Consider the following 23,945-nt stretch of genomic DNA (forward strand, 5'->3'; position numbering starts at 1 on the left):
CATGATCACCGGCAGTGGGGCCGGGCCGGGTGCGGCGGGGCGGTGGGTTTCAGCTCGCGGCCTCGCCCGCGGGCGCCGGGGCCGCGGCGTCGGCCCGGTGCGCCCGGATCTTGTGCCCGACGCTGGTCAGGCAGCGGCCGCTGGGCAGGTCGAACCGCCAGCCGTGCAGCTGGCAGGTGAGCTGGTCGCCGTCGACGATGCCGAACCGGCTCAGGTCCGCCTTCAGGTGCGGGCAGCGGCGCTGCACCACCCAGTCGCCCAGCGTGATGTCCTCGGCGTCGACGGCCCGCTCGTGCTCGTCGTACCAGCCCTCGGCGTACTGGAGGCGCTCCTCGGAGAGGCACTTGAAGAAGGCGTAGACGAACTCGTTGTACTGGCCGATCCGGGCGGCGGAGAACCGGCAGGAGAGGAAGAGCGAGTTGACCCAGTCCACCTCGTCGATGAAGAGCAGGTGCTCGATCAACGCCCGCTCCGTACGGAACCGGTAGCGCACCTTCTCGTCCGCGTACGGCCGGACCTCCTTGCCCGGGAAGTCCACCACGATTGATTCAAGGGTCTCCCCGCCTGAGCTGTCGGTGCCCACCAGGTCGAAGCGGACCGGGCCGCCGACGCCCTTGGCCAGGTAGATCGACTCGTCCAGCAGCGGCTCGATGCGGCGCTTCATCTCGGCGAGCACGTCCACCTCGGGGTGCCGCCACGACGCCTTCTCCGCCTCGATGATCGGGCGCTTGCGCTCGCGCATCTCCTCCAGGTGGGCGACCTTGTTGGCGAAGAACTCCGCCACCGGCACCGGGTGGGTGGTGGTCGCGCCCTCCGTGGTGACCTCGGCGACGCTGCCCGGCAGCAGCACGATGCCGTTGGTGCCACCGACCTTCGCGTACTCGGCGAGGAACACCGACTGGTCGGGGAAGATGTTGCCCTCGTCGCCGAAGATGTCGTTGAACTGCCACAGCTCGTCGTCCAGGAAGCACGGCGGGCCGGCGATCGGGAAGACGTGATCGGCCTTCAGGTCGTCGATGTAGCGCCACGTACGGTCGAACTGCCGGTCGCGCTTCTGCTTGCCGAACGCGGTCTTGGCCGCCTGGGGCAGCTCGTAGACCATCGGGTACCAGATCGCGCCCGAGAACTGGAGCAGGTGCGCGTGCACGTGGCCCAGCTCGGCGAAGACGCTCAGGTCGGTGGGGCGGGCGTCGTTCTGGTTGAGCAGCCGGACGCCGTCGTACTCCACCCAGAGCGACGAGTCGCCGATCGGGCCGTCGGTCGGGCTGGTCAACGCCTGGATCATGATCTTCAGGCCGCCGGGCAGCTCCACGACCTGCTCGTTCGGGGCCTTCAGGAACTTCGTGAAGCCCAGCGCCCGGAACTCGTCCTCCATCTCCGAGGTCGGGAACTCGGGGAGCAGCACCGTCGCGTCCTTCGACACGTACTGCTTCAGGTGCTTCGCGTCGAAGTGGTCGCGGTGCAGGTGGGAGACGTACAGGTAGTCGACCTGGCCGAGCGTCTCCCAGTCGAGCCGGGAGTTGTCGGGAAACGGGAACCAGGAGGCGAAGTAGGCCGGATTGACCCACGGGTCGCACAGGATGCTGCCCGCGGCCGTGTCGATCCGCATGCTGGCGTGCCCCGTACCGGTCACTCGCACCGCAGTTTCCCCCTCAAAAGACGTATCAAGGTGTACGACAAACGCTACCGGAGTGACTGTGGCCCCCGGTCCGCGACGCCGGTAGTGGCGTTACGCCCTGGTCGGAGCGGGACCTTCGGCCCGGGGGCCCACCCCGCGGCCGTCCGAGGGTCACCCGTCGAGCGCGCCGCGGCCGTTGCCGGTCGCTTCCGCGCCCGCGGGTCCCGCTTGCGGGGCCGACCGGTCGGACCCTGCGCCGGGCCCGGTACGGGGCGTGCCAGACTAACCGGAGATCCGATCGCGAGGGAAGGACCGACAGTGGCAGGAAGCGAGCCGGTAACGTCGCCAGACCAGCACAAGCCCGGGCACCGCAAGTCCGGGCGGATCGGTGCGGTGCTGACCGCGCTGGCGCTGGTGGCGATGATCTGCGGCAACCACGAGGGCAAGGTCGAGGACATCTGGCTGATCGGCCTCGCGGTGCTGCTGCTGGTCATCGTGATCGGCGACGCCGTGCTGCGGCGCAACGGCCTGCGCTCCTGACCGGGGCGCCGGACGCGCCACCTGTCGCGCCGGACCACCACGACCACGCACGAGGGCCCGCCACCCCATCGGGGTAGCGGGCCCTCGTCGTACGCGGAGTGGCCTCAGCGGCCGAACAGGATGTCCTGCACGTCCTTGAGCGCCGCGTCCACCTCGGCCTCGAAGTAGCCGCCCGGCACCAGGCCGAAGCGCAGCGTGTCCAGGTCCTTCGGGTTGACCGGCATCGGGTTACGGCCGGCCATGCCGCCGAGCAGGGTCTCGAAGAAGTGGTCCACCTGGTCGGGGTCGTAGCCGCTGCCGAACCGGCGCACCTGGAAGCTGCGGCGGATCTGGTCGACCCGGTAGAGGTCACTTCCGGGCGGGCCGGCCATCGGCGGGCCACCCATCGGCGGGCCGGGCACGGCGGGCGGGCCACCCATCGGCGGACCACCGACGCCCTGCTGCGGCATCGGCGGCGGGCCGGCCGGGCCCCGGCGCGGGTCCCGGTCGGGCATCCGGATCTCGGCGGTCATGTCGGTGCGGGCCCGCCGACCGGCCTCGAAGCCGTCGAAGCGCTGCTCCTCCTGGCCGTAACCGGCCGGACCCGGGGGCAGGCCACGCGGCGGGCCGGCCGGGCCACCCAGGGGAGCGCCCGGGCCCATCGGCATGCCCGGGACCGGGCCGCCAGGGCCGCCGGGGCCACCCGGGCCGCGCGGGGCGTCGTAGCCGCCGCGTGGGCCGTCGTAGCCGCCCGCGAACGCGCCGGTCGGCTCGTCGTAGCGGGCACCGTAGCGGTCCGCCGGCGGACCGGCCTGCGCCGGCATCGGCCGTGGCGGTAGCGGCTGCGGGACCGGCGACATGCCGCGCTCGTCGCGCATCGGCGGGGCCATCCGGTCCGGCGGACCCATCCGGTCGCTCATGCGGGGGTCGCCACCGCGCCCACCCGCGCCACCGCGCTCCTCGAGCTCGGCCAGCTGGCGCTCGACCCGGTCGAGGTGCAGGTCGACCTGCCACTCGTCGTAGCCGTTGAACCGGACCCGGAAGACGACGTCATGGACCTCCTGGGAGGCCACGGGCGCGCCGACCGGCTGACCGGCGAGCGTCGCCTCCACCCGGTCGAGGAAGGCGTCCACCTCGTCGACCTTGTATCCCCGGCGGAGCGCCTTCCGCCGGAAACGCTGACCCTGACTCGCCACTATGTCTCCTGGTCTCGTTCGCCACGCCCGGTCACGCCGGTGCCGCCTCGGCGCGGTCGATGTCCCTGTCCTCCGCGGCGGCGAGCTGCCCACACGCCCCGTCGATCTCGCGTCCCCGGGTGTCCCGCACGGTGGTGGAGACCCCGGCCTCGCGCAAGCGCCGGACGAACTCCCGCTCCACCGGCTTCGGGCTCGCGTCCCAGCGGCTGCCCGGCGTCGGGTTGAGCGGAATGAGATTCACGTGGGCCAGCTTGCCGGCCAGCAGCCGGCCGAGCAGGTCGGCTCGCCACGGCTGGTCGTTCACGTTCTTGATCATTGCGTACTCGATCGACACACGGCGCCCCGTCCGGGCCGCGTAGTCCCACGCTGCGTCCAGCACCTCGGCTACCTTCCAGCGCTGGTTGACCGGCACGAGTTCGTCGCGCAGATCATCATCGGGGGCGTGCAACGACAACGCAAGAGTCACTGAGAGGTCTTCGCTGGCCAGTCGGCGGATGGCCGGAACCAGACCGACCGTGGAAACGGTTATGTGTCGCTGGGACAGCCCGAGACCCTCGGGAGCGGGCGTGACCAGCCGACGGATGGCCGCGACCACCCGGTTGTAGTTGGCCAGCGGCTCGCCCATGCCCATGAACACGACGTGGGACAACCGGGCCGGTGACCCCGCGACCGCCCCGGAGGCCGCAACCCCGGCCAGATAGACGGCCTGATCCACGATCTCCGCCGTGGAGAGGTTGCGGGTGAGCCCGGCCTGGCCGGTGGCGCAGAACGGGCAGGCCATGCCACAGCCGGCCTGACTGGAGATGCAGACGGTGACCCGGTCCGGGTAGCCCATCAGCACGCTCTCCACCAGCGAGCCGTCGTGCAGCCGCCAGAGGGCCTTGCGGGTGGCGCCGTCGTCGCAGGCCAGCTCACGGACCGGGGTGAGCAGCGACGGGAGCAGCCGCTCCGCCAGCCGTTCCCGGGTGGCGGCCGGCAGGTCGGTCATCAACTGCGGGTCACGGACGAGCCGGCCGAAGTAGTGGGTGGAGACCTGCTTCGCACGGAAGGCGGGCTCGCCCAGCTCCGTCATCAGCGCCTGGCGACCGGCCAGGTCGAGGTCGGCGAGGTGTTGCGGGGGCATGGCAGCCCGGCGCGCGGCAGGGGCGCCCGGGGCGGTGGGGATCAGCGGCAGGCTCGTCATGGCGGATCCAGTCTGTCACGCCGAACGGCGGACGCACCTGTCCGGAGGTGCCGAACCGCCCCCGGCCCTCCGGCCGAGGCCCCGGCTGCGGCCCGGTCCACGCCTCACCCCGCGAGCGGTACGAAGACCGCCAGCAGCAGGTACGCGGTCGGAAGCGCGAACAGGATCGAGTCCAGCCGGTCCATCAGCCCGCCGTGCCCGGGCAGCAGGTTACTCATGTCCTTCACGCCCAGATCCCGCTTGATCATGGACTCGGCGAGGTCACCGAGGACCGCGGCGCCGGAGACCGCCAACCCGAACACGGCACCCCACCACGGCGCCACGTCGAACATCAGCCAGATCAACAACGCGCTGCCGAGCGCGGCCGCCGTGACCGAGCCGGCGAAGCCCTCCCAGGACTTCTTCGGGCTCACCGAGGGCGCCATCGGGTGTTTGCCGAACATGACGCCGGCCGCGTACCCGCCGGTGTCAGAGAGCACCACCGCGACCAGGGTGGCGAGGATCCGCCAGGCGCCGTCGTCGGGCGCCGCGGCGAGCAGCGCGGCGAACCCGCCCAGGAAGGGCACGTACACCGCGATCAGGGTGGCCGCGGTCAGGTCGCGCTGGAAGCCGGCCGGCCCGTCGCCCAACCGCCAGATCATCGTGCCGAGCACGGTGACCAGCAGGCCCAGGCTGAGCGCGTCCGGGCCGGCGAACCAGGCCAGCCCCACGGTCAGCGCGCCACCGGCGACCAGCGGCACGAGCGGCGGGTGGGCGCCACTGCGCCGGACCGCGCGGCTCATCTCCCAGATCCCCACGCCGATGGCCGCGATGATCACCACGAGGAACGCCGGCGGGAAGAGGAAGAGCGGGACCAGGATCAGCGCGCCGAGGCCCAGCCCGACGCCGATGGCGGCCGGCAGGTTACGACCGGCGCGGCTCGCGGTCTGCTGGGTGGGGGGCCGGTCGGCCGTGGCGCGCCGCTTGCCCGGCTTCCGTCGGCCGGCAGGCGGCTCCGCCTCGGCCGTCAGGACGGCGTCCGGCGCGCTGTCGGCCCGCACCGGCTCCAACTGTGCCGTCGGATAGGCGTCCTCGTCGTCGAATCGACCCGCCGGGCCGGTCGGCCCGTCGAAGCGGTCCGGCCCCGGCCCGTCGAAGCGATCCGACCCCGGCCCGTCGAAGCGATCCGGCCCCGGCCCGTCGAAGCGGTCCCCGCCCGACCCGGGCGGGCCGTAGCGGTCCGCACCCGGTCCGGACGGCCCGTCGAAGCGATCCACGCGGGGATCACCGGCATAGCGGTCGTAGCGCTCGTCCAGGTGCCGATCGGCGGGGTGGCGGTCGATGCCCGCCCGGCGGTCCCCCGACGGGCGGCGGTCGATCGGAGGACGGTCCGCCGGGTGGCGGTCGTCGTGGCGGCCCGGTTCGCCGTGCGGGCCAGGACGGCCGCGCTCCGGATAGGGGCCGGGCCGGCGCCGCTCGCCGCGCACCGGCTCGCTCCGCGGAGGGTACGGCTCCGCGGGGTGCCGACGCCCGTCGTCGTACGCGTCCGGCGCGTAGCGGTCACCCCGCTCGGCGTACGGGTCAGCGGACGGGCGGGGGCGGGTCTGCGGCTCGGCGTACAGCTCGGGGCCGACGCCCGGCTGCCGTGTCCACGGCCCCGGCTCGACCTCGCGCTCGGGCCAGGGCAGGGCCACCGGCTGGTCCGGTCGGTCCCAGCCGCGGGCGTCGGCGCTGCCGTAGGGGTCGGGGTGGGACATCACGCACCGCGATGCGGCACGAGTACCACCACAGAACGCAAGACCACAAGCATCCCCTACACACGCGCGACTGTTGTTGCGGGTTGACCGGCCCGACGACCGGTCGATCCCCCGAGTTCACCCTTCGGTGACCGGGAATCGTGCCGAGCCTACTGCACCCGCGGGTCGGGCACGGCGGACGATGCGGGCGCCCCGCCCCGCGACCCGCTCCGCCCACGGCGGGAACACGCGCGGCCCGCACGCGACGAGGCCCGCCCCTGTCGGAGGCGGGCCTCGTGTCACGTTCATCGGCCGTCACCCGGTCCGGCTCACCCAACCACGGGTCGGGCCCACCGGAGGTGCCCCGGTCGGCAGCGGTGCTCACACCTCGAGCAGCTCGGTCTCCTTGTGCTTGACCAGCTCGTCGACGTTCGCCACGTACCGCTGCGTGAGGTCGTCCAGCTCCTTCTCGGCGCGGCGCACCTCGTCCTCGCCGGCCTCGCCGTCCTTGACGATCCGGTCCAGCTCCTCCTTGCCGCGGCGGCGGATGTTGCGGATCGCCACCTTGGCCTCCTCACCCTTGTGCCGGGCGACCTTGATCATGTCGCGGCGGCGCTCCTCGGTCATCTGCGGGAGCAGGATGCGCAGCTGGTTGCCCTCGTTGTTCGGGTTCACGCCAAGGTCGGAGTCGCGGATCGCCTTCTCCATGGCGTTGATCTGCGAGTTGTCGTACGGCTTGATGATGGCCATCCGCGGCTCGGGGATCCCGACGGACGCCATCTGCGTCAGCGGCGTGGGCGTGCCGTAGTAGTCGATGATGACCTTGGAGAACATGGCCGGGGTGGCGCGGCCGGTGCGGATCGCGCCGAACTCCTCCTTGGCGTGCTCGATCGCACGCTCCATCTTCTCCTCGGCCTCGAGGAGGGTGTCGTCGATCACCGGTCTCCTCGCCTCCTTCTGTGCTCGTGGTGGGCTCTGCTGTGTGTCGGAGGACCGCTGCCGTCGCCGTGGGCGACCGCTCAGGCGGTGATCAGGGTGCCGATCTTGTCGCCACCCACGGCGCGGACGATGGTGTCGTCCCCCTGCGCGCCGAATACCAGCATCGGCAGGTCGTTCTCCATGCAGAGGCTGAACGCCGCCGCGTCGGCGACCCGCAGGTTGCGGCGCAGCACCTCGGAGAAGGTGATCGAGTCGAACTTGCTGGCGGTCGGGTCGATCCGGGGGTCGGCGCTGTAGACGCCGTCCACGCCGTTCTTGCTCATCAGCACCACGTCGGCGTGGATCTCCAGCGCCCGCTGGGCGGCGACGGTGTCCGTGGAGAAGTACGGCATTCCGGCGCCCGCGCCGAAGATGACGACCCGGCCCTTCTCGAGGTGCCGGATGGCCCGCAGCGGGATGTACGGCTCGGCGACCTGCGCCATGGTGATCGCGCTCTGCACCCGGGTCTCGATGCCCTCCTTCTCCAGGAAGTCCTGGAGGGCGAGGCAGTTCATCACCGTGCCGAGCATTCCCATGTAGTCGGCGCGCGCCCGGTCCATACCGCGCTTCTGCAGCTCCGCGCCGCGGAAGAAGTTCCCACCACCGACCACGACCGACACCTGCACACCGCGGCGGACCACGGTCGCGATCTGCCGGGCGATGGCCTGTACGACATCCGGGTCCACACCGATCGCGCCACCGCCGAAGACCTCGCCGGAGAGCTTCAGCACCACCCGGCGAGCCCGGCCGGGCGGCGGGGCGGTCGGATCGTCCACCGCCAGCGTCCGGTCACTCACAACCTGCGTCATCCGCCCCGCCCTTTCCCACGCCGGCGCCCCGTGCGCCGCGTACCGCGAATCTGCCGCTGCCGACCCTATGGGACGAGGAGGCCGCGGTGCCTGTCACGTACACCGGCGACCTCCTCGTCGACGTTCCTGCCCGCGGGCGCCGGGGCGCCCGGCGGCGGCTCAGGCCTGGCCGACCTCGAACCGCACGAAACGGGTGACCTCGATGCCGGCCTCGGACAGCACCTGCTTCACCGACTTCTTCGGGTCGGTGACGGAGGACTGCTCGATCAGGACGTAGTCCTTGAAGAAGGCGTTCACCCGGCCCTCGACGATCTTCGGCAGGGCCGCCTCGGGCTTGTTCTCCTCGCGGGCGGTCTGCTCGGCGATGCGCCGCTCGGACTCGACCACGTCGGACGGCACCTCGTCGCGGGTGAGGTACTTCGGCCGCATCGCGGCGATCTGCATGGCGACACCACGGGCGTCGGCGTCGCCGGCCTCGTCGCTCTTGCCGGCGTACTGCACGAGGACGCCGACCGCCGGGGGCAGGTCCTGGGCCTTGCGGTGCAGGTAGACGGCGGTGGTGCCGTCGAGCTTGGCGAAGCGGTTGAGCACCAGCTTCTCGCCGATCTTGGCGGACTGCTCCTGGATCAGGTCGGCGACGCTCTTGCCGTCCAGCTCGCTGGCGAGCAGCTCCTCGGCGTTGGTGACGCCGCTGGCCGCGCCGTGCTCGACGAGCTGCTGGGCCAGCGCGATGAACGACTCGGTCTTGGCGACGAAGTCGGTCTCGCAGTTGAGCTCGAGCAGCGCCTGGCCGGAGTGCGCGATCAGGCCGTTGGCCGCGGTGCGGCCGGCCCGCTTGCCGACGTCCTTGGCGCCCTTGACGCGCAGGATCTCGACGGCCTTGTCGAAGTCGCCCTCGGCCTCGGTCAGCGCCTTCTTGCTGTCCATCATGCCGGCGCCGGTGAGGTCGCGGAGCTTCTTGACGTCCGCGGCGGTGAATTCTGACATGGCTCTCTCTTCGGTGTTGAGACGGCGTGTGGATGGTCAGAGGGGCCGGTTACCCGGTTCCGGGCCGGATGTGCCCGGCCGATCCGTCACTGCCCGCCGTCCGCCGAAACGGACGGCGGGGCAGCGACGGATACGGTCACTCCGCTGCGGCGGCCGCCGGCTGCTCGGCCGGCTGCTCGGTCGGCTGCTCGTCGGCCTTCTTCGGCTCCTCGAGCAGCTCGCGCTCCCACTCGGCCAGCGGCTCGTCGGAGGCCACACCCGGCTCCGGCTTCTCGTCGGTGCCCCGGCGACGGCCGGAGCGGGCGATCAGACCGTCCGCCACGGCGGCGGCGACGACCTTCGTCAGCAGCTCGGCCGAGCGGATCGCGTCGTCGTTGCCCGGGATCGGGAAGTCGACCTCGTCCGGGTCGCAGTTGGTGTCGAGCACCGCGATCACCGGGATGCCCAGCTTGCGGGCCTCGTCGACGGCGATGTGCTCCTTCTTGGTGTCGACCACCCAGATCGCGGCCGGGAGCTTCTGCATGTCCCGCAGACCACCGAGGGTCTTGGTCAGCTTGTCCTTCTCGCGGGAGAGCTGCAGGGTCTCCTTCTTGGTGTAGCCGGCGGCGGTGCCGCTCAGGTCACCGAGGGCCTCCAGCTCCTTCATCCGCTGCAGCCGCTTGTACACGGTCTGGAAGTTGGTCAGCATGCCACCGAGCCAGCGGTGGTTCACGTACGGCTGGCCGACCCGCGTCGCCTGCTCGGCGATCGCCTCCTGGGCCTGCTTCTTGGTGCCGACGAAGAGGATGCTGCCGCCCTCGGCGACGGTGCCGCGCACGAAGTCGTACGCCTTCTCGATGTAGTCGAGCGTCTGGCGCAGGTCGATGATGTAGATACCGTTGCGCTCAGTGAAGATGAAGCGCTTCATCTTCGGGTTCCAGCGGCGGGTCTGGTGCCCGAAGTGGACACCGCTCTCGAGCAGCTGGCGCATGGTCACGACGGCCATGGTGGTTACTCCTTGCGATCCCTGGTTGTCCCGCCCGGCCGGCGGCCGGGCGGCCTGGCGCCCGGTCGTCGGCCATGATGGGCCCGATCAGGATCGGGACCAGGGAGGCCGCCGCCCCACGACGATTCGTGAAGAGGGCGCGCGAGGTCGACCGCGCGAGGCGGTCGCCAGTCGACCAGTGTACGCCCCTCCCCCGCCCCACACCCCCCGGGTGCGCGCCACCCCCGCCCGCGCCGCCCGATGAGGGTCGATCGCGCTATTTCAGGGATGTAGTGGCCTCAACGGCACGCGGAGGCCACTACATCCGGGATCGAGCGGGATCATGCCGGCGACCGACGCGCGTGGTCGTCGACAGGCGGTCAGCCGGTGGCGAGCGCGGCGGCGACGAAGAGCACCAGGGCGACCGTCAGGTAGGCGGTCGGCGGGCGCAGCCAGCCCCGCCCGCCCTCGGCCAGGGACAATCCACCGGTTCGCAGCCCGTACAGCCCGATCGCGAAGATCGGCAGGCCGACGACCAGGAAGGTCCCGGCGACGATGTTCGCGGCCGAGACCGGGTCGCCGGTAAGGCCGTTGGCCAGCAGCCGCAGCGCGGGGATCTCGAAGACCAGGGCCAGCACCGCGAAGAGCACGGCCAGGGCCGGCCGACGCGTCCGGTAGACGCCGTCGCCGACCGGCGGGCGTCCCGCGTCCGGCGCACCCACCGGCAGGTACGGCGGCAGGTCCGCCCGTGCCCCGACCGACGGCATCGGGCCGGTCGGCATCTCCAACGGATGGGGCGCCTCCGCGCCGACCGCCGACTGGTGGGCGGCGTCCACGCCGAGCCCCGGCCGTTGGGCCGCGTCCACCCCGAGCGCAGGCTGGTGAGCCGCGGTCGCCCCGACCGCCGAATGGTGCGCCGGGTCCGTGGCGAGCCCCGACCGGTGGGCCAGGTCCGCGCCCAGCCCGGGCGTCTGCGAAGTCTCCGCCACCGGAGCGGGCTGAAGCGGCGCCTCCAGGCCACGACCGGGTTGGTACGGAGCCTCCGCGCCGCGCGCGGACTGGTAGGCGGCGTCCACGCCACGGCCGGCCGCCTGCGGGGTCTCCGCACCACGACCCGGCTCGACGATGGGGTATCCGCCCAGCGGGGCGGGACGGGTCAACTCCTCACCCGCGGACACCGCCGGGGTCGGCGCGCCGGGCAGCGCGGCCTCGCGGCCGAAGGTGGCGTCGGGCAGGGCGTCCCGGACGGCCTGCCGACCGGTCAGCTCGCCGGAGTCGTCCGCGTGGTCCGATTCCGCCCGTCGACTCCGGTTCACCCGGTACGGCGACGTGTCCAGCCACTTGTCCCCGCTCGCCGCTCCGAAGCCGCCCGAGTCGTCCGTGCCGGCGGCGGCCCTGCTCGGGAAGGCGACGGAGTCGTCCGTGCCGGAGACCCGGGTCGCGAAGGCGACGGAGTCGTCGACGGCCGGGATGCTCGTTCCGAAGCGCCCGGGCTCGGCCACGCCGAAGCGCATCGGCTCCCGGTATCCGTCCGGGTCGGCGTACCGGGTGTCGTCGGCGGGACCGCGCTGCTCCGGGGCGCGGAACTCCTCGTCCCGCAGGCGCGCCTCGTCCGTGCCGCGCCAGTCCGGCTCGTAGCCGCGTCCACTCTCGCCGGAATACCAGCGCGACTCCTGATCTTCGGGGTAGCTCCGTCGTCCGCTCACGCGGGCACCGTATGCGACCAGCCCGACCGGCGCCATGCGGCCCCGGCCCGACGGCGGCATAGCACGGCGTGGGCATGATCGTCCGGTTGTCCACAGCCCGCGCGTCGTCCACAGGCGAGCCGGGTCGGGGTCGCCGCGACGCCGGGGAGCACGGCACGGTGCCGGTCATGACGAACCGGAACCAGGCGGTCGGCGCGTACGGCGAGCGGTGCGCCGTCCGGCACCTCATCGGAGCCGGGTTGCGCCCGGTGGCCCGCAACTGGCGCTGCTCCGCCGGTGAGATCGACATCATCGCCTGGGACGGGCCGGTGCTCGCCTTCTGCGAGGTGAAGACCCGTCGAGGCGGCGACTTCGGCAGCCCCGCCGAGGCCGTCGTGCCGGCCAAGGCCCGCCGGTTGCGCGGTCTGGCGGCCCGGTGGCTGGCCGAGACCGGCACGACGGCGGAGGAGGTCCGCTTCGACGTGCTGTCGGTCCGGCTGCCCGCCGCCGGCCCGGCCCGGGTCGAGCACCTGAAGGGCGCGTTCTGACGATGGGGACGCACATCGGGCCGGCGGTCGTCCGCCGCGGCGGCGCGCCCGGCAGGCACCGCGGTCGGGTCGCCGGCGGTGCGGCGTGAGCTACGCGAAGGTGCTCAGCGTGGGCCTGGTCGGGGTGACCGGGCACCTGGTGGAGGTGGAGGCCGACCTGGCCGCCGGGCTGCCCGCCGTGGTGATCTCCGGGCTGCCGGACACCGCGCTGCACGAGGCCCGGGACCGGGTGCGGGCGGCCGTGGTCAACTCCGGCCAGCGCTGGCCCAACCGCCGGATCACGCTCAACCTGCTGCCGGCCACGCTGCCGAAGTTCGGTTCGGCGTTCGACCTGGCCATCGCGGCGGCCCTGCTGGGCGGCTCCGGCGAGCTGCCGCTGGTGCCGCTGGACCGGGTGGTGATCCTCGGCGAGCTGGGGCTCGACGGGACCGTCCGCCCCGTCCGCGGGGTGCTGCCGATGGTCGCCGCCGCGGCCCGGGCCGGGATCGACCGGGTGATCGTGCCGGTGGCCAACGCCGCCGAGGCGGCCGTCATCCCCGGCGTACGGGTGCGGGCCGTCGACACGCTGCACCGACTGGTCGCCTTCGTCCGGGACGGCACGCCGTTGATCGAGCCACCCGCCGTCGAGGCCGCGCCGGCGCCGGACGCACCCGACCTGGCCGACGTGGCCGGCCAGGAGATGGGCCGCCGGGCGCTGGAGGTCGCCGCGGCGGGCGGGCACCACCTCGCGCTGCTCGGTCCACCGGGCGCCGGCAAGACGATGCTCGCCGAGCGGCTCCCGACGCTCCTACCGGAGCTGGACGACGAGGCGGCGCTGGAGGTGACGGCACTGCACTCGATCGCCGGGCTGCTCCCGCCCGGCGGCCGGCTGCTGCGCCGACCGCCGTTCCAGGCGCCGCACCACGCCGCGACCATCCCCTCGCTGGTCGGCGGCGGCTCCGGTCTGGCCCGGCCGGGCGCGATCTCGCTGGCCCACCGTGGCGTGCTCTTCCTCGATGAGGCGCCGGAGTTCAGCAAGGGCGCGCTGGAGGCGCTGCGGCAGCCGTTGGAGCACGGCCGGGTGCAGTTGGCGCGCAGCCGGGGCGGCACCGAATACCCGGCCCGGACCCAGCTGGTGCTCGCCGCCAATCCCTGCCCCTGCGCGAAGCCGGCCGGGGACGCGTACTGCGAGTGCAGTCCGCTGACCCGCCGGCGCTACCTGGGACGGCTGTCCGGCCCGCTGCTGGACCGGATCGACGTGCAGGTGACGTTGCAGCCCGTACGCGCCGCCGAACTGATGTCCGGGGACGGCGGCGGGGAGTCGTCGGCGGCGGTGGCTCGGCGGGTGGGGGCGGCGCGGGGCGCCGCGGCGGCGCGCTGGGCGGTCCTCGGTCGCCGGGTCAACGCGGAGGTGCCCGGGCCGCACCTGCGCCGGCCGCCGTGGCGGTTGCCGGCGCGCGACACCGCGGAGCTGCGCGGCCGGCTCGACTCCGGGTCGATCTCCGCCCGGGGCTTCGACCGGGTCATTCGGATGGCCTGGTCGATCGCGGACCTGGACGGCCGGGACCGGCCGAACCGGGAGGACGTCCTGGAGGCGATTCAACTGCGGACGGGGGACCTGACGTGAGCACCCGCGAGGAACGGACACTGGCCCGGATCGCGCTGACCTGGTTGGCCGAACCGGGCACCCGGTCGGTGGCGCGGCTGGTCGACCGGCTCGGCTCGGTGGCCGCGCTGGACCTGCTGCTCGACGGCCGGGCACCGGACGAGAAGCTGCGTGCCTCGATCGCGGCCCGGTCGGCCGACGGGGATCCGCGGGCGGTCGCGTACGACGCGATGGCGCGTACCGACCGGCTCGGCGCGCGGATCGTCACGCCGGAGGACGCGGAGTGGCCCCCGGGCCTCGCCGACCTGCGCGAGCTCCGGTTGCCCGGGGCGTACCGCAAGGTGGACACCGAGACGGCCCCTCCGCTCTGCTTCTGGGTCCGCGGTTCGTGGCCGCTGGCCGAGGCGCTGGACCGCTCGGTCGCCGTGGTCGGCGCCCGCGCCGCCACCGGCTACGGCACGCACATCGCCACCGAGCTCGGTTACGGGCTCGGCGACCGGGGCTGGACGGTCGTCTCCGGCGGCGCGTTCGGCATCGACGCGGCCGCCCACCGGGGCGCCCTCACCGCCGGTGGCCTCACCGTCGCCGTGCTCGCCTGCGGCCTCGACCGGCCCTACCCGATGGGCAACGCGGCGCTCTTCGACCGGATCGCCGACACCGGGCTGCTGGTCAGCGAGTGGATGCCGGGCGCGGAGCCGCTGCGGCCCCGGTTCCTCATCCGCAACCGGGTCATCGCCGCCGGCACCGTCGGCACGGTGGTGGTCGAGGCGTCGGCCCGCAGCGGCGCGACGCAGACCGGGCACCGGGCGCTCGCGATGCCCCGCCCGACGATGGCGGTGCCGGGCCCGGTGACCTCGGCGATGTCGGTCGGCACCCACGAGCTGCTGCGGGACTATCCGAAGGCCCGGCTGGTGACGGGGGTGGCGCACGTGCTGGAGGAGGTGGGCCGCATCGGTGACGACCTGGCACCGCCTGCGCGCGGGCCCGACCGGCCGACCGACGCGCTCGACGACGACGCCCGGTCGGTGTTGGAGGCGATGCCGCGTCGCGGCGGGGTGGGCGTGGAGCGGTTGGCCGCCCGGGCCGGTGTGGACGTGCGTACGACGCTGCGGAAGCTGTCCCTGCTGGAGGAGCTGACGCTGGTGGTCCGCCGCGACGACGGATACGCCCTGGTGTCGACGCCTCGACCGCGCCGGGCGACGACCTGACCCACGCGGTGGTGCGGGGCAGATCGGCGCCGGGCCGCGCCCGTAGGCTTGGTTGCGCGGCGGGGCGGATCGCATCCGCTCCCCCGTGGACGCTGGACCGTCGACGACGAGGTGGCGATGAGCGGCAACGGCCACGGCACCCGGGCCACCCACCAGGCGCTGCCCGTCGAGCTGCGGGAGGCCGTGGACGCGTTCGCCGCGCACCTGTCGGGCGTCGGCAACCGCTCCGCGCACACCATCCGGGCGTACGTCGGCGACGTCGTCTCGCTGCTCGACCACGCGTCGCGGATGGGCTGCACCGTCCCGGCCGACCTGGACCTGACCGTGCTCCGCAGCTGGCTGGCCCGACAGCGGACGAGCGGCGCGGCGCGCGCGACCCTGTCCCGGCGGGCCGCGTCGGCGCGCACCTTCAGCGCCTGGGCGCACCGGGGCGGGCTGCTGCCCGCTGACGTGGCCGCCCCGCTGACCAGCCCCCGGGCGCGACGGGAGCTGCCCACCGTCCTCCGCCCCGACCAGGCCGCCGCGCTGGTCGAAGCACCGGGCCGCGCCGCCGCCCGGGTCGAAGCACCGGGTCGCACCGCCGCACCGCCGGCCGGGCCCCCCGGAAGCGCGACCCCGCCGGCCGACGGACCGGGGACCGACGCGGTCCCGTCGGCCCGGACGTCCGGCGGCACGGCCGTCGACCCACCCGTCTCCGGTGCGGCTGATCCGGTGCTGCTGCGGGACCGGTTGTTGCTGGAGTTGCTCTACGGCACCGGCGTACGGGTCAGCGAGGCGTGCGGCCTCGACACGGCCGACGTCGACCAGGGCCGCCGGGTCGTCCGGGTGTTCGGCAAGGGCGGGCGGGAGCGGACCGTGCCGTACGGGCTGCCGGCGCAGCGGGCACTGGACGACTGGCTGCGGCACGGCCGGCCCAACCTGGCGGGGCCCGGCTGCGGGGACGCGCTGCTCCTCGGCGCCCGCGGTGGGCGGCTCAACCCGACGACCGCCCGCCGGATCGTCGGCGGGTACGCCTCGGCCGCCGGCCTGCCCCGGATCAGCCCGCACGGCCTGCGCCACTCCGCCGCCACGCATCTGCTGGAGGGCGGCGCGGACCTGCGCGCCGTGCAGGAGCTGCTGGGCCACTCGTCGCTCGCCAGCACCCAGATCTACACGCACGTCTCGGTCGAGCGGCTCCGTGCCGCCTACCGCCAGGCCCACCCGCGGGCCTGAGAGGCCGCGCTCAGCGCGCTGCCGAAGGGGTGGAACCGGCTGATGATGATCCACCGACGGTTACGATCATCGGGTGAGCGTCCCGCAGCCCCCGGAGCCCATTCCGGGCGCCCGCCTGCTCTTCTCCCTCGACCCGGCGGTCAACCACCTCAACCACGGCTCGTTCGGCGCGGTGCCGATCGGCGTGCAGCGCGCCCAGCAGCGGCTGCGCGACGAGATGGAGGCCAACCCGCTGCGGTTCTTCACGCAGGGGCTGACGGACCGGATCGCGCACACGCGCCGACACCTCGCCACGTTCCTCGGGGCCGACCCGGACGGCACCGCACTGGTCGGCAACACCACCACCGGTGTGGCCGTGGTGCTCCAGTCGCTGGGCCTGCGCCCCGGCGACGAGGTGCTGAGCACCGACCACGGGTACGGCGCGGTGAGCCTCGCCATCGGGCGGGAGTGCCGCCGCACCGGGGCGGAGAGCCGGGTGCTCCCGGTGCCGCTCGCGGCAACCGACGAGGAGGTCATCCAGACCGTCCGGGCCGCGCTGCGTCCGGGCCGGACCCGGCTGCTCGTCGTCGACCAGCTGACCTCGGCCACGGCTCGGCTCTTCCCCGTCGCCGCCATCGTGGGAGTGGCGCACGAGCAGGGCGTGCCGGTCCTCGTCGACGCGGCGCACGTGCCCGGGATGCTGCCCACCAGCGTCGCGAGCGTCGGCGCCGACTTCTGGGTGGGCAACCTGCACAAGTGGGCGTACGCCCCACGGGGCACCGCCGTGCTCGTGGTCGCACCGCAGTGGCGGGAGCGGATCGAACCGCTGGTCGTCTCCTGGGAGCAGGAGACCGGCTTCCCGGCCCGGCTCGAATGGCAGGCCACCCTCGACTACACCTCGTGGCTGGCCGCGCCGGCGGGCCTGTTCACCCTGCGCAGCCTCGGCGTCGACCGGGTACGCGCGCACAACGCGGCGCTCGCGGCGTACGCCCAGCGGGTGGTGGGTGACGCGCTCGCCGTGGCACCGGCCCACCTGCCCGACCCCGGCGGGCCCGAGGTCGCCATGCGGATCATTCCGCTCCCGCGCGGGCTCGCCACCACCGTCGAACAGGGGCGGGCGTTGCAGCGGCGCATCGCCGAACGGCTCGCCGCCGAGGTGGCGGTGATGTCCTGGAACGGTCAGGGCTGGCTGCGTCTCTGCGGGCAGGTCTACAACGCACCCGAGGAGTACGAGCGGCTGGCCGTACGGCTACCGCCGCTGCTCGCCCAACGCTGAGCCCTCCGAAGCCAGGAGCCGCCCGAGCCACCCGAACCGCCCGAGCCACGTGAACCGCCCGCGCCGGAGGCACCCGTCACGGCTGCCTCCCGTCGAGCGGGAGCAGGCGGACCGGGCCGAGGCCGAGCAGCGCCAACGGATCCAGGTATTCCTCGCCCCGGCGCAGTCCCCAGTGGAGGCAGGCGGTGGCGGGGCAGCCGGCATGGCCGGCGAGCAGGACGCCCACCGGATCACCGGCGGTGACCGACGCCCCGACGGCGACCGTCGCGTGGGCCGGCTCGTAGGTGGTGCGCAGCCCGTCGGTATGCCCAACGGTGACCACCGGACGCCCGGCCACCGGGCCGGCGAAGAGCACGGTGCCGGCCCCGGCGGCACGCACGGTCGCGCCCGCCGGGGCGGCCAGGTCGACGCCCCGGTGCCCGGGCAGCCAGGGTCGCGGCGGTGGATCGAAGCGGCGTACCGGCCGGGGCGGGCCGTCGAGCGGCCACCGGAACGTCCCGGCGACGGCCGGCGGAGCGCTCACCGACGCGGTCGTCAGGCGCTCCGGGGAGCCGCCGTCCGTCGGGCGCACACCGGCCGCGGCGGGCAGGGCCGCGATCAGCACGACGGCACAGAACTGGACGGTGAGCCAGAGCGGGACGGCGGCGCAGAGCAGCAGCGTGCGGCGGATCTCGGCCGGGACGGACGATGGCGGTGGTCGCATGACCGGCAGCCTGCCGCGCCTCCGTCGGCTCCGCCACGGCCGTCGGCCCAGCTGTGGACAACGGGGTGCCCTGTGGACAGTCCCCGCCCGGCCGGTGGATCTGCTATGTCGCCCCGCACCGGGCGCCCCGCGCGCCGTCGCCCCGCCACCTAGGCTGGCCGGATGACGCGGGACTGGCACAGCTGGCACGACGACTACGACCGGCCGGGCTCACCGCTGGCGCGCCGGCTGGCCGAGGTGCGCCGCCACCTCCGCGACGCGCTCGACGAAGCACCAGCGGGCCCGCTGCGCGCGGTCAGCCTCTGCGCCGGGCAGGGACGCGACCTGATCCCGGTCCTCGCCGAGCACCCGCGCGGGGCGGACGTCACCGCCCGCCTCGTCGAGCTGGATCCGCGCAACGCGGAGATCGCCGCGACGGCCGCCCGGGACGCCGGCCTGACCGACGTCGAGGTGGTGGTCGGCGACGCCGCCCGCACCGACGCGTACGCCGACCTCGCCCCGGCCGACCTGGTGCTGGTCTGCGGGGTGTTCGGCAACGTGTCGGACGCGGACATCCGGACCACCGTCTCCCACTGCGCCGCCCTCTGCGCCACCGGCGGCACGGTCCTCTGGACCCGGCACCGGGGCGAGCCCGACCTGGTGCCGACCATCTGCGACTGGTTCGCCGAGGATGAGTTCACCCCGGTCGCGGTGACCACCCCGGCCGACCGGGTGGGCGTCGGCGTGCACCGCTTCCTCGGCCGACCCAGGCCGCTGCCCACCGGCGTGCGGATGTTCGAGTTCGTCGACCGCCCCGGCACCGCCTGACACCTCCGACCGCCGACGGCGAACGGGAGGAGGGAACGGCGGGGACAGCCTGCGACGAATCGGAACGCCGGGAGGACCGGCCCCGGACCGGGACGAAGGGGCAGCCACCCGGCGGACCCCCGACCCGGAGGCAGGCACCCGGCGGACCGGGGTGTGCCGGTGCCAGGCCACGCACCCTAGGCTGGGGTTCGCACGGTGGAGCGGCCGCCGTCGGGGAGCCGGGGAGATCACCATGACGACCGTGGACGACGTGAACCGGCCCGCCGTGACCGACGTCAGCGGCCCGTCCCGGGTGGCGGCGTCCGGCGAGGGGATCAGCGCCGAGGAGCTGCAGCTGGCCGCGCGCAACCACGGCATCCCGCTGGAGGCGCTCCGCTACGACGTCACGCCGGCGGGGCTGCACTACCTGCTGATCCACTACGACATCCCGGAGCTGGACGCGGCGGCGCACGCGCTGACCGTCGACGGTGCGGTCGATCGGCCCCTCAGCCTGAGCCTCGCCGACCTGCGGGAGCGGCCCCGGGTCACCCGGCAGGTGACCCTGGAGTGCGCCGGCAACGGCCGGGCGTTGCTGCACCCGCGCCCGGTGAGCCAGCCGTGGCTGGTGGAGGCCGTGGGCAACGCCGAGTGGACGGGCACTCCCCTGGCCCCGCTGCTGCGGGAGGCGGGCCTCGCCCCGGACGCGCTGGACGTGGTGTTCACCGGCGCCGACCACGGCGTGGAGCGCGGCGTCGAGCAGGACTACCAGCGGGCCCTACCGGTGGCCGACGCGCTGCGCGAGGAGGTGCTGCTGGCGTACGAGATGAACGGCGCACCCCTGCTGCCGCAGCACGGCGCCCCGCTGCGGCTGATCGTGCCCGGCTGGTACGGCATGGCCCACGTGAAGTGGCTCCGCTCGATCAACGTCGTCACCGAGGCGTTCGAGGGCTACCAGAACGCGGTCGCGTACCGGCTGCGGCAGGACGCCGACGACCCGGGGATCCCGCTGACCCGGATCGAGCCGCGCGCCCTGGTGCGCCCGCCCGGCTTCCCGGACTTCATGTCCCGCGCCCGGGTGCTCCGCCCCGGTCCCTGCACCGTGGACGGTCGCGCCTGGTCCGGGCACGCGCCGGTGGTCGCGGTCGAGGTGACCACCGACGGCGGGACCACCTGGGCACCGGCCACTCTGGACGAGCCGACCGGCGGCGAGTTCGCCTGGCGGCGCTGGCATTTCGCGTGGACGCCGGAGCCGGGACGGTACGTGCTGGGCGCCCGGGCCACCGACGCCTCCGGCCGGACGCAGCCGGTGGAGCAGCCGTGGAACCGGGGTGGCTTCGCCAACAACCTGGTGCAGCGGGTCGAGGTGGCGGTCGTCCCGGAGTGACCGCGACCGGGCGGGTGGGGCGCCGGCGCGGTGGCGGGCCGGCGGTGGGCCCGCCGACGTGAGGGGTCGGCCGGTCAGCCGCCGAAGCCGGAGTCGGCGGGCAGGGAGATGTCGGGCTTCTCCAGCTCCTCGACGTTGACGTCCTTGAACGTCATCACCCGGACGTTCTTGACGAAGCGGGCAGGACGGTACATGTCCCACACCCAGGCGTCGTGCATCTCGACCTCGAAGTAGACCTCGCCGTCCGAGTTACGCACGTGCAGGTCGACCTGGTTGGCCAGGTAGAAGCGGCGCTCGGTCTCCACCACGTAGGAGAACTGGCGGACAATGTCGCGGTACTCCCGGTAGAGCTGCAGCTCCATCTCGGTCTCGTACTTCTCGAGATCTTCCGCGCTCATCGCTCTCCGCCTTCCATGCCCACATCTTCCCCCACCGGCGACGACGGCCGAGCCCGCTCGCCCAACGCCACGCCGACGGTACTCCCTGGCGCGCAAGAGCGCTCCATCGGCTCGTCGTCGAAGAGCGTCGCCGGGTCGTTCCGACCGGACGCGGCGCTCAGCGCCGGCCGGCGCGACCGCGGCGGGCGCCCGTCCCGGCCCGACACGCTCGCCACGTTGACGTACGAGAACCGGTGCTCCCGGCACGGCCCGTGCTCCCGCAGCGCGGCGGTGTGCTCGGACGTGATGTAACCCTTGTGCTCGGCGAAGCCGTACGCCGGGAACACCCCGTCCAACTCGACCATGATCCGGTCCCGGGTGACCTTGGCCAGCACGCTCGCCGCCGCCACGCAGGCCGCCACCCGGTCGCCCTTCCACACGGCCAGGCCGGGCACGTCCAGCCCGTCCACGCCGAAACCGTCGGTCAGCACGTAATCCGGTCGGGTCGCGAGCGAGGCGAGCGCCCGACGCATCGCGGCGAGGTTGCACACGTGCAGCCCACGCGCGTCGACCTCCTCGGCCGGGATCACCACCACCGCGTACGCCAGGGCCCGCGCGACCACCTCGTCGTACACCCGCTCCCGGCTGGCCGGGGTGAGCAGCTTCGAGTCGGCCAGCCCCTCGATCTCCCCGCGCCGCCCCTCCGGCAGCACCGCGGCGGCGGCGACCAGCGGCCCGGCGCAGGCGCCCCGGCCGGCCTCATCGGCGCCGGCCACGTTACGGAACCCACGCCGCTGCAACGCGCGCTCCAGCGCGTACAGGCCGCCCTCCCGGCGCACGACGGTGCGCGGCGGGGTCAACACGCCGCACCGCCCTCGGCGGCGGCCCCGGCCGACCCACGGGCCGCGCCGCCCGGCCCCCCGGTGACGGTGTCGGCCAGCACCTCGGCCAGCAACCCGGGCAGGTCGGCCGGGTAGTAGCGGTCCGAGGTGCCCGCCAAGTCGGTCACCGACCACCAGCGGTGGCCGGTGACGCTGGCCCGCTCGACGTCGTCGAAGCCCGCGGTGTCGACCTCCCAGCCGGGCACCCGGACGAGGAAAAAATCCTGCTCCTGGCGGTACCACACGCCGTCGAAGGGGAACTCGACCGTCTCGCGCCGGATTGGCTCGCCCAGCCCGGCCGGGTCGAGCCGCAAACCGGTCTCCTCGGCCAGTTCCCGGGCCGCGCCGACCGCCGGCGACTCACCCGGGCGCAGACCGCCGCCCGGCGTGAACCAGTACCGGTGCTCCGGTCGGGCCGGGTCGCGACCGGCGAAGAGCAGCACCCGGTCGTCCGCGTCGACGAGCAACACCCGCGCGGCGCGGCGCGGCGTGCAGACCCGCACGGTGCCATCCGAATTCGCGACTGCGGGGCTCGCAAGCTCACTCCTCGCGCTCACGGTGCCATCCGAATTCGCGACTGCGGGGCTCGCAAGCTCACTCCTCGCGCTCACGTTCACCGGACCAGCCTGCCAGACCGGCCGCCGTTCGCCCACGCCCCCCGGGGGCGCGCTACGAGTTCGGGATGCTGTCGTACTGCTCGGGGACGCTCAGCCACTTGGCCCGGTCCACGGGCCAGAAGACGGTGAACGCGCGGCCGACCACCTCGTCCTCGTCGATGGTGGCGGCCATGATGTCCTGCCCCGACTGCTGCCAGTGCTCCAACGAGTCACCGGAGGCGGAGCGGTGGTCGCCCATCACCCAGAGCCGCCCCTTCGGCACCGTGATGTCGAACGCCTGGTCGGCCGGCTTGTCCCGGCGGCCGTCCATCGAGAAGATGTACGGCTCGTCGAGCGGCTGGCCGTTGATGACGAGACGGTCCTGCTCGTCGCAGCAGACGACGTGGTCGCCACCGACGCCGATCACCCGCTTGATGAAGTCCTCGTCGTCGGTGCCGGCCCACTCGACGGGCGCCCTGAAGACGATCACCTCACCCCGGTGCGGGGACCGGAAGTCGTAGACCAGTTTGTTGACCAGCACCCGATCGTCGATCTTGAGCGTGTTCTCCATGGACGGGGAGGGGATGAAGAAGGTCTGCAGGACGAAGGCACGCACCAGCACCGCGACCAGGATCGCCACGCCCAGCAGGATCGGCAGCTCCTTCCAGAAGGAGCTGCGCGGCTTGTCGGTCTGCTCGTCAATCACGCCAAGGAGCCTACGTTGCCCGGCCGGACGCCACCGTCCGGAACGCGCGAGAACCGGCCAGAGCAGCCGTCAGCGGTAGGAGAAGCGCCACATCACCCGACGGGAGGGGCCGGACCGGCGCCGGGCCGGCCGGCGCCGCGACCGGCGGCCCGGCGACGTCGGCGAACGTCTCGGGCACCGGCAGGGTCGTCCACCGCGATGAGGGCCAGACCACCATGAAGGCCCGGCCGACGACGTTGTCGATCGGCACCGGGCCCTGGCAGCGGGCGTCCTGCGAAACGAGCCGGTGGTCGCCCATGACGAAGATCTGGCCGGGCGGGACCACCACCTCGTCGAAGCGGCGGGAGCGGCACTCCCGGGGGTTCGGCGGCACGTCCAGCGGCGAGTTCTCCAGGACGTACGGCTCGTCCAGCGGCGTCCCGTTGACGGTGACCCGGCCCTGCGCGTCGCAGCACGCCACCCGGTCGCCGGGGACACCGATCACCCGTTTGATGAAGTCCTTCTCGCCGGGGCGGCTCACCCCGACCAGGTCACCGACGGTCCGGCCGAGCTTGCCCACGAAACCCGGCTCGGGTTGGTCGTCGACCTGGGGCGCCCAGCGTTCGGTGCCCCGGAAGACGACGACCTCGCCGCGCACCGGGTCGCGTACGTCGTAGACGACCTTGTTGACCAGCACCCGGTCACCGACGAGGAGGGTGTCCTCCATCGAGCCGGACGGGATGAAGAACGCCTGCAGCAGGAAGGTGCGGATCAGCACCGCGAGGCAGAACGCGACCACCAGCAGCAGCGGCAGCTCCTGCCAGAGCGGCATCTGACGGCGGGTGCGGCGGACCCGCCGGCGCCACGGATCGACGGTGCCGTCCTCGTCAACGGTCTGCGCCACGCCACTCCCCGATCCGCAGAAACGACACTGCCGCCCGGGAGCCTCGATGAGGCCCCACGGGCGGCAGCGGACGGCTCCCGCCGTTGCGGCGGGACCGCCGCCTGGCTGCGCCCGTGCCGACCAGGGTAGTGCGGACCGGTCGGTAGGGCATACGTGCAGCTCAGGCG

23 protein-coding genes are annotated in these 23,945 nt (G+C 73.7%); 8 read left to right on the forward strand and 15 right to left on the reverse strand.

Annotation, left to right across the window (positions count from 1 at the left end):
• Positions 1-49: 49 nt before the first annotated feature.
• Positions 50-1,639 carry a Rieske 2Fe-2S domain-containing protein gene (locus ACIBTV_RS10245; protein ID WP_396703692.1) on the reverse strand — a complete coding sequence of 530 codons (1,590 nt, stop codon included), beginning with the start codon at positions 1,637-1,639 and terminating at the stop codon, positions 50-52.
• 297 nt (positions 1,640-1,936) lie between these two features.
• Here ACIBTV_RS10245 and ACIBTV_RS10250 point away from each other — a divergent pair, with 297 nt between their 5' ends.
• On the forward strand, positions 1,937-2,158 hold the full coding sequence (locus ACIBTV_RS10250; RefSeq protein WP_091590987.1) for a DUF2631 domain-containing protein: 222 nt from the start codon (positions 1,937-1,939) through the stop codon (positions 2,156-2,158).
• Positions 2,159-2,262: 104 nt separating this feature from the next.
• On the opposite strand, the gene ACIBTV_RS10255 is transcribed toward ACIBTV_RS10250, so the two are convergent.
• The 8 genes from ACIBTV_RS10255 to ACIBTV_RS10290 all read right to left on the reverse strand — a co-directional run bounded on the left by ACIBTV_RS10255 (position 2,263) and on the right by ACIBTV_RS10290 (position 11,675).
• On the reverse strand, positions 2,263-3,333 hold the full coding sequence (locus ACIBTV_RS10255) for a DivIVA domain-containing protein (RefSeq protein ID WP_396703693.1): 1,071 nt from the start codon (positions 3,331-3,333) through the stop codon (positions 2,263-2,265).
• A 31-nt stretch (positions 3,334-3,364) separates the two neighbouring features.
• Positions 3,365-4,516 (reverse strand): 23S rRNA (adenine(2503)-C(2))-methyltransferase RlmN, encoded by a 1,152-nt coding sequence (rlmN, locus tag ACIBTV_RS10260; RefSeq protein ID WP_396703694.1) that lies wholly within the window; start codon positions 4,514-4,516, stop codon positions 3,365-3,367.
• Positions 4,517-4,620: 104 nt separating this feature from the next.
• Entirely contained in the window at positions 4,621-5,982 is a 1,362-nt protein-coding gene (locus ACIBTV_RS10265) for a phosphatidate cytidylyltransferase (RefSeq protein ID WP_396703778.1), read from the reverse strand.
• Positions 5,983-6,612: 630 nt separating this feature from the next.
• Positions 6,613-7,170, reverse strand: coding sequence for a ribosome recycling factor (gene frr, locus ACIBTV_RS10270; protein WP_091590996.1), 558 nt, complete (start codon positions 7,168-7,170; stop codon positions 6,613-6,615).
• A gap of 80 nt (positions 7,171-7,250) precedes the next feature.
• Positions 7,251-8,018, reverse strand: coding sequence for a UMP kinase (gene pyrH, locus ACIBTV_RS10275; RefSeq protein WP_091590999.1), 768 nt, complete (start codon positions 8,016-8,018; stop codon positions 7,251-7,253).
• 159 nt (positions 8,019-8,177) lie between these two features.
• Positions 8,178-9,005: a translation elongation factor Ts gene (gene tsf / locus ACIBTV_RS10280; RefSeq protein ID WP_396703695.1), complete on the reverse strand. Its 828-nt coding sequence runs from the start codon at positions 9,003-9,005 to the stop codon at positions 8,178-8,180.
• 136 nt (positions 9,006-9,141) lie between these two features.
• On the reverse strand, positions 9,142-9,990 hold the full coding sequence (gene rpsB, locus ACIBTV_RS10285) for a 30S ribosomal protein S2 (RefSeq protein ID WP_396703696.1): 849 nt from the start codon (positions 9,988-9,990) through the stop codon (positions 9,142-9,144).
• Between the two features lie 359 nt (positions 9,991-10,349).
• Positions 10,350-11,675, reverse strand: coding sequence for a hypothetical protein (locus tag ACIBTV_RS10290; RefSeq protein WP_396703697.1), 1,326 nt, complete (start codon positions 11,673-11,675; stop codon positions 10,350-10,352).
• Positions 11,676-11,842: 167 nt separating this feature from the next.
• Between ACIBTV_RS10290 and ACIBTV_RS10295 the strand changes: the two genes are divergently transcribed.
• From ACIBTV_RS10295 to ACIBTV_RS10315, 5 genes are all read left to right on the forward strand, one after another.
• On the forward strand, positions 11,843-12,202 hold the full coding sequence (locus ACIBTV_RS10295; RefSeq protein ID WP_396703698.1) for a YraN family protein: 360 nt from the start codon (positions 11,843-11,845) through the stop codon (positions 12,200-12,202).
• Positions 12,203-12,287: 85 nt separating this feature from the next.
• Positions 12,288-13,808 carry a YifB family Mg chelatase-like AAA ATPase gene (locus ACIBTV_RS10300; RefSeq protein WP_396703699.1) on the forward strand — a complete coding sequence of 507 codons (1,521 nt, stop codon included), beginning with the start codon at positions 12,288-12,290 and terminating at the stop codon, positions 13,806-13,808.
• Positions 13,805-14,995, forward strand: a complete 1,191-nt coding sequence (locus ACIBTV_RS10305; RefSeq protein ID WP_396703700.1) for a DNA-processing protein DprA — start codon at positions 13,805-13,807, stop codon at positions 14,993-14,995. Before ACIBTV_RS10300 ends, ACIBTV_RS10305 begins: the two co-directional genes overlap by 4 nt.
• A gap of 117 nt (positions 14,996-15,112) precedes the next feature.
• Positions 15,113-16,207 carry a tyrosine recombinase XerC gene (locus ACIBTV_RS10310; protein WP_396703701.1) on the forward strand — a complete coding sequence of 365 codons (1,095 nt, stop codon included), beginning with the start codon at positions 15,113-15,115 and terminating at the stop codon, positions 16,205-16,207.
• A 73-nt stretch (positions 16,208-16,280) separates the two neighbouring features.
• The gene (locus ACIBTV_RS10315; RefSeq protein ID WP_396703702.1) at positions 16,281-17,462 is read left to right on the forward strand and encodes an aminotransferase class V-fold PLP-dependent enzyme; all 1,182 of its coding nucleotides are present in this window, start codon (positions 16,281-16,283) and stop codon (positions 17,460-17,462) included.
• Between the two features lie 76 nt (positions 17,463-17,538).
• On the opposite strand, the gene ACIBTV_RS10320 is transcribed toward ACIBTV_RS10315, so the two are convergent.
• The gene (locus tag ACIBTV_RS10320; protein ID WP_396703703.1) at positions 17,539-18,165 is read right to left on the reverse strand and encodes a murein hydrolase activator EnvC family protein; all 627 of its coding nucleotides are present in this window, start codon (positions 18,163-18,165) and stop codon (positions 17,539-17,541) included.
• Between the two features lie 162 nt (positions 18,166-18,327).
• On the opposite strand from ACIBTV_RS10320, the gene ACIBTV_RS10325 reads away from it, so the two are divergent.
• Both ACIBTV_RS10325 and ACIBTV_RS10330 read left to right on the forward strand, forming a co-directional pair.
• Complete coding sequence (locus ACIBTV_RS10325; RefSeq protein ID WP_396703704.1) at positions 18,328-18,972, forward strand: methyltransferase; 645 nt, start codon at positions 18,328-18,330, stop codon at positions 18,970-18,972.
• A 232-nt stretch (positions 18,973-19,204) separates the two neighbouring features.
• Positions 19,205-20,335 (forward strand): sulfite oxidase, encoded by a 1,131-nt coding sequence (locus ACIBTV_RS10330; RefSeq protein ID WP_396703705.1) that lies wholly within the window; start codon positions 19,205-19,207, stop codon positions 20,333-20,335.
• Between the two features lie 74 nt (positions 20,336-20,409).
• Here the strand turns inward: ACIBTV_RS10330 and ACIBTV_RS10335 are convergent, their stop codons facing one another.
• The 5 genes from ACIBTV_RS10335 to lepB (ACIBTV_RS10355) form a co-directional block, all read right to left on the reverse strand.
• Positions 20,410-20,733, reverse strand: a complete 324-nt coding sequence (locus tag ACIBTV_RS10335) for a DUF2469 domain-containing protein (RefSeq protein ID WP_007075222.1) — start codon at positions 20,731-20,733, stop codon at positions 20,410-20,412.
• Positions 20,730-21,575, reverse strand: coding sequence for a ribonuclease HII (locus ACIBTV_RS10340; protein ID WP_396703706.1), 846 nt, complete (start codon positions 21,573-21,575; stop codon positions 20,730-20,732). Before ACIBTV_RS10340 ends, ACIBTV_RS10335 begins: the two co-directional genes overlap by 4 nt.
• Positions 21,569-22,096 (reverse strand): NUDIX hydrolase, encoded by a 528-nt coding sequence (locus ACIBTV_RS10345; RefSeq protein WP_396703707.1) that lies wholly within the window; start codon positions 22,094-22,096, stop codon positions 21,569-21,571. The genes ACIBTV_RS10340 and ACIBTV_RS10345 overlap by 7 nt, the downstream gene beginning before the upstream one ends.
• Positions 22,097-22,262: 166 nt before the next feature.
• Positions 22,263-22,895 (reverse strand): signal peptidase I, encoded by a 633-nt coding sequence (lepB, locus tag ACIBTV_RS10350; RefSeq protein WP_396703708.1) that lies wholly within the window; start codon positions 22,893-22,895, stop codon positions 22,263-22,265.
• A gap of 10 nt (positions 22,896-22,905) precedes the next feature.
• The gene (gene lepB / locus ACIBTV_RS10355; protein ID WP_396703709.1) at positions 22,906-23,778 is read right to left on the reverse strand and encodes a signal peptidase I; all 873 of its coding nucleotides are present in this window, start codon (positions 23,776-23,778) and stop codon (positions 22,906-22,908) included.
• Between the last annotated feature and the right edge of the window lie 167 nt (positions 23,779-23,945).

The sequence above is a fragment of the Micromonospora sp. NPDC049366 genome (assembly GCF_044466625.1).
Classification (GTDB): Bacteria; Actinomycetota; Actinomycetes; order Mycobacteriales; family Micromonosporaceae; genus Micromonospora.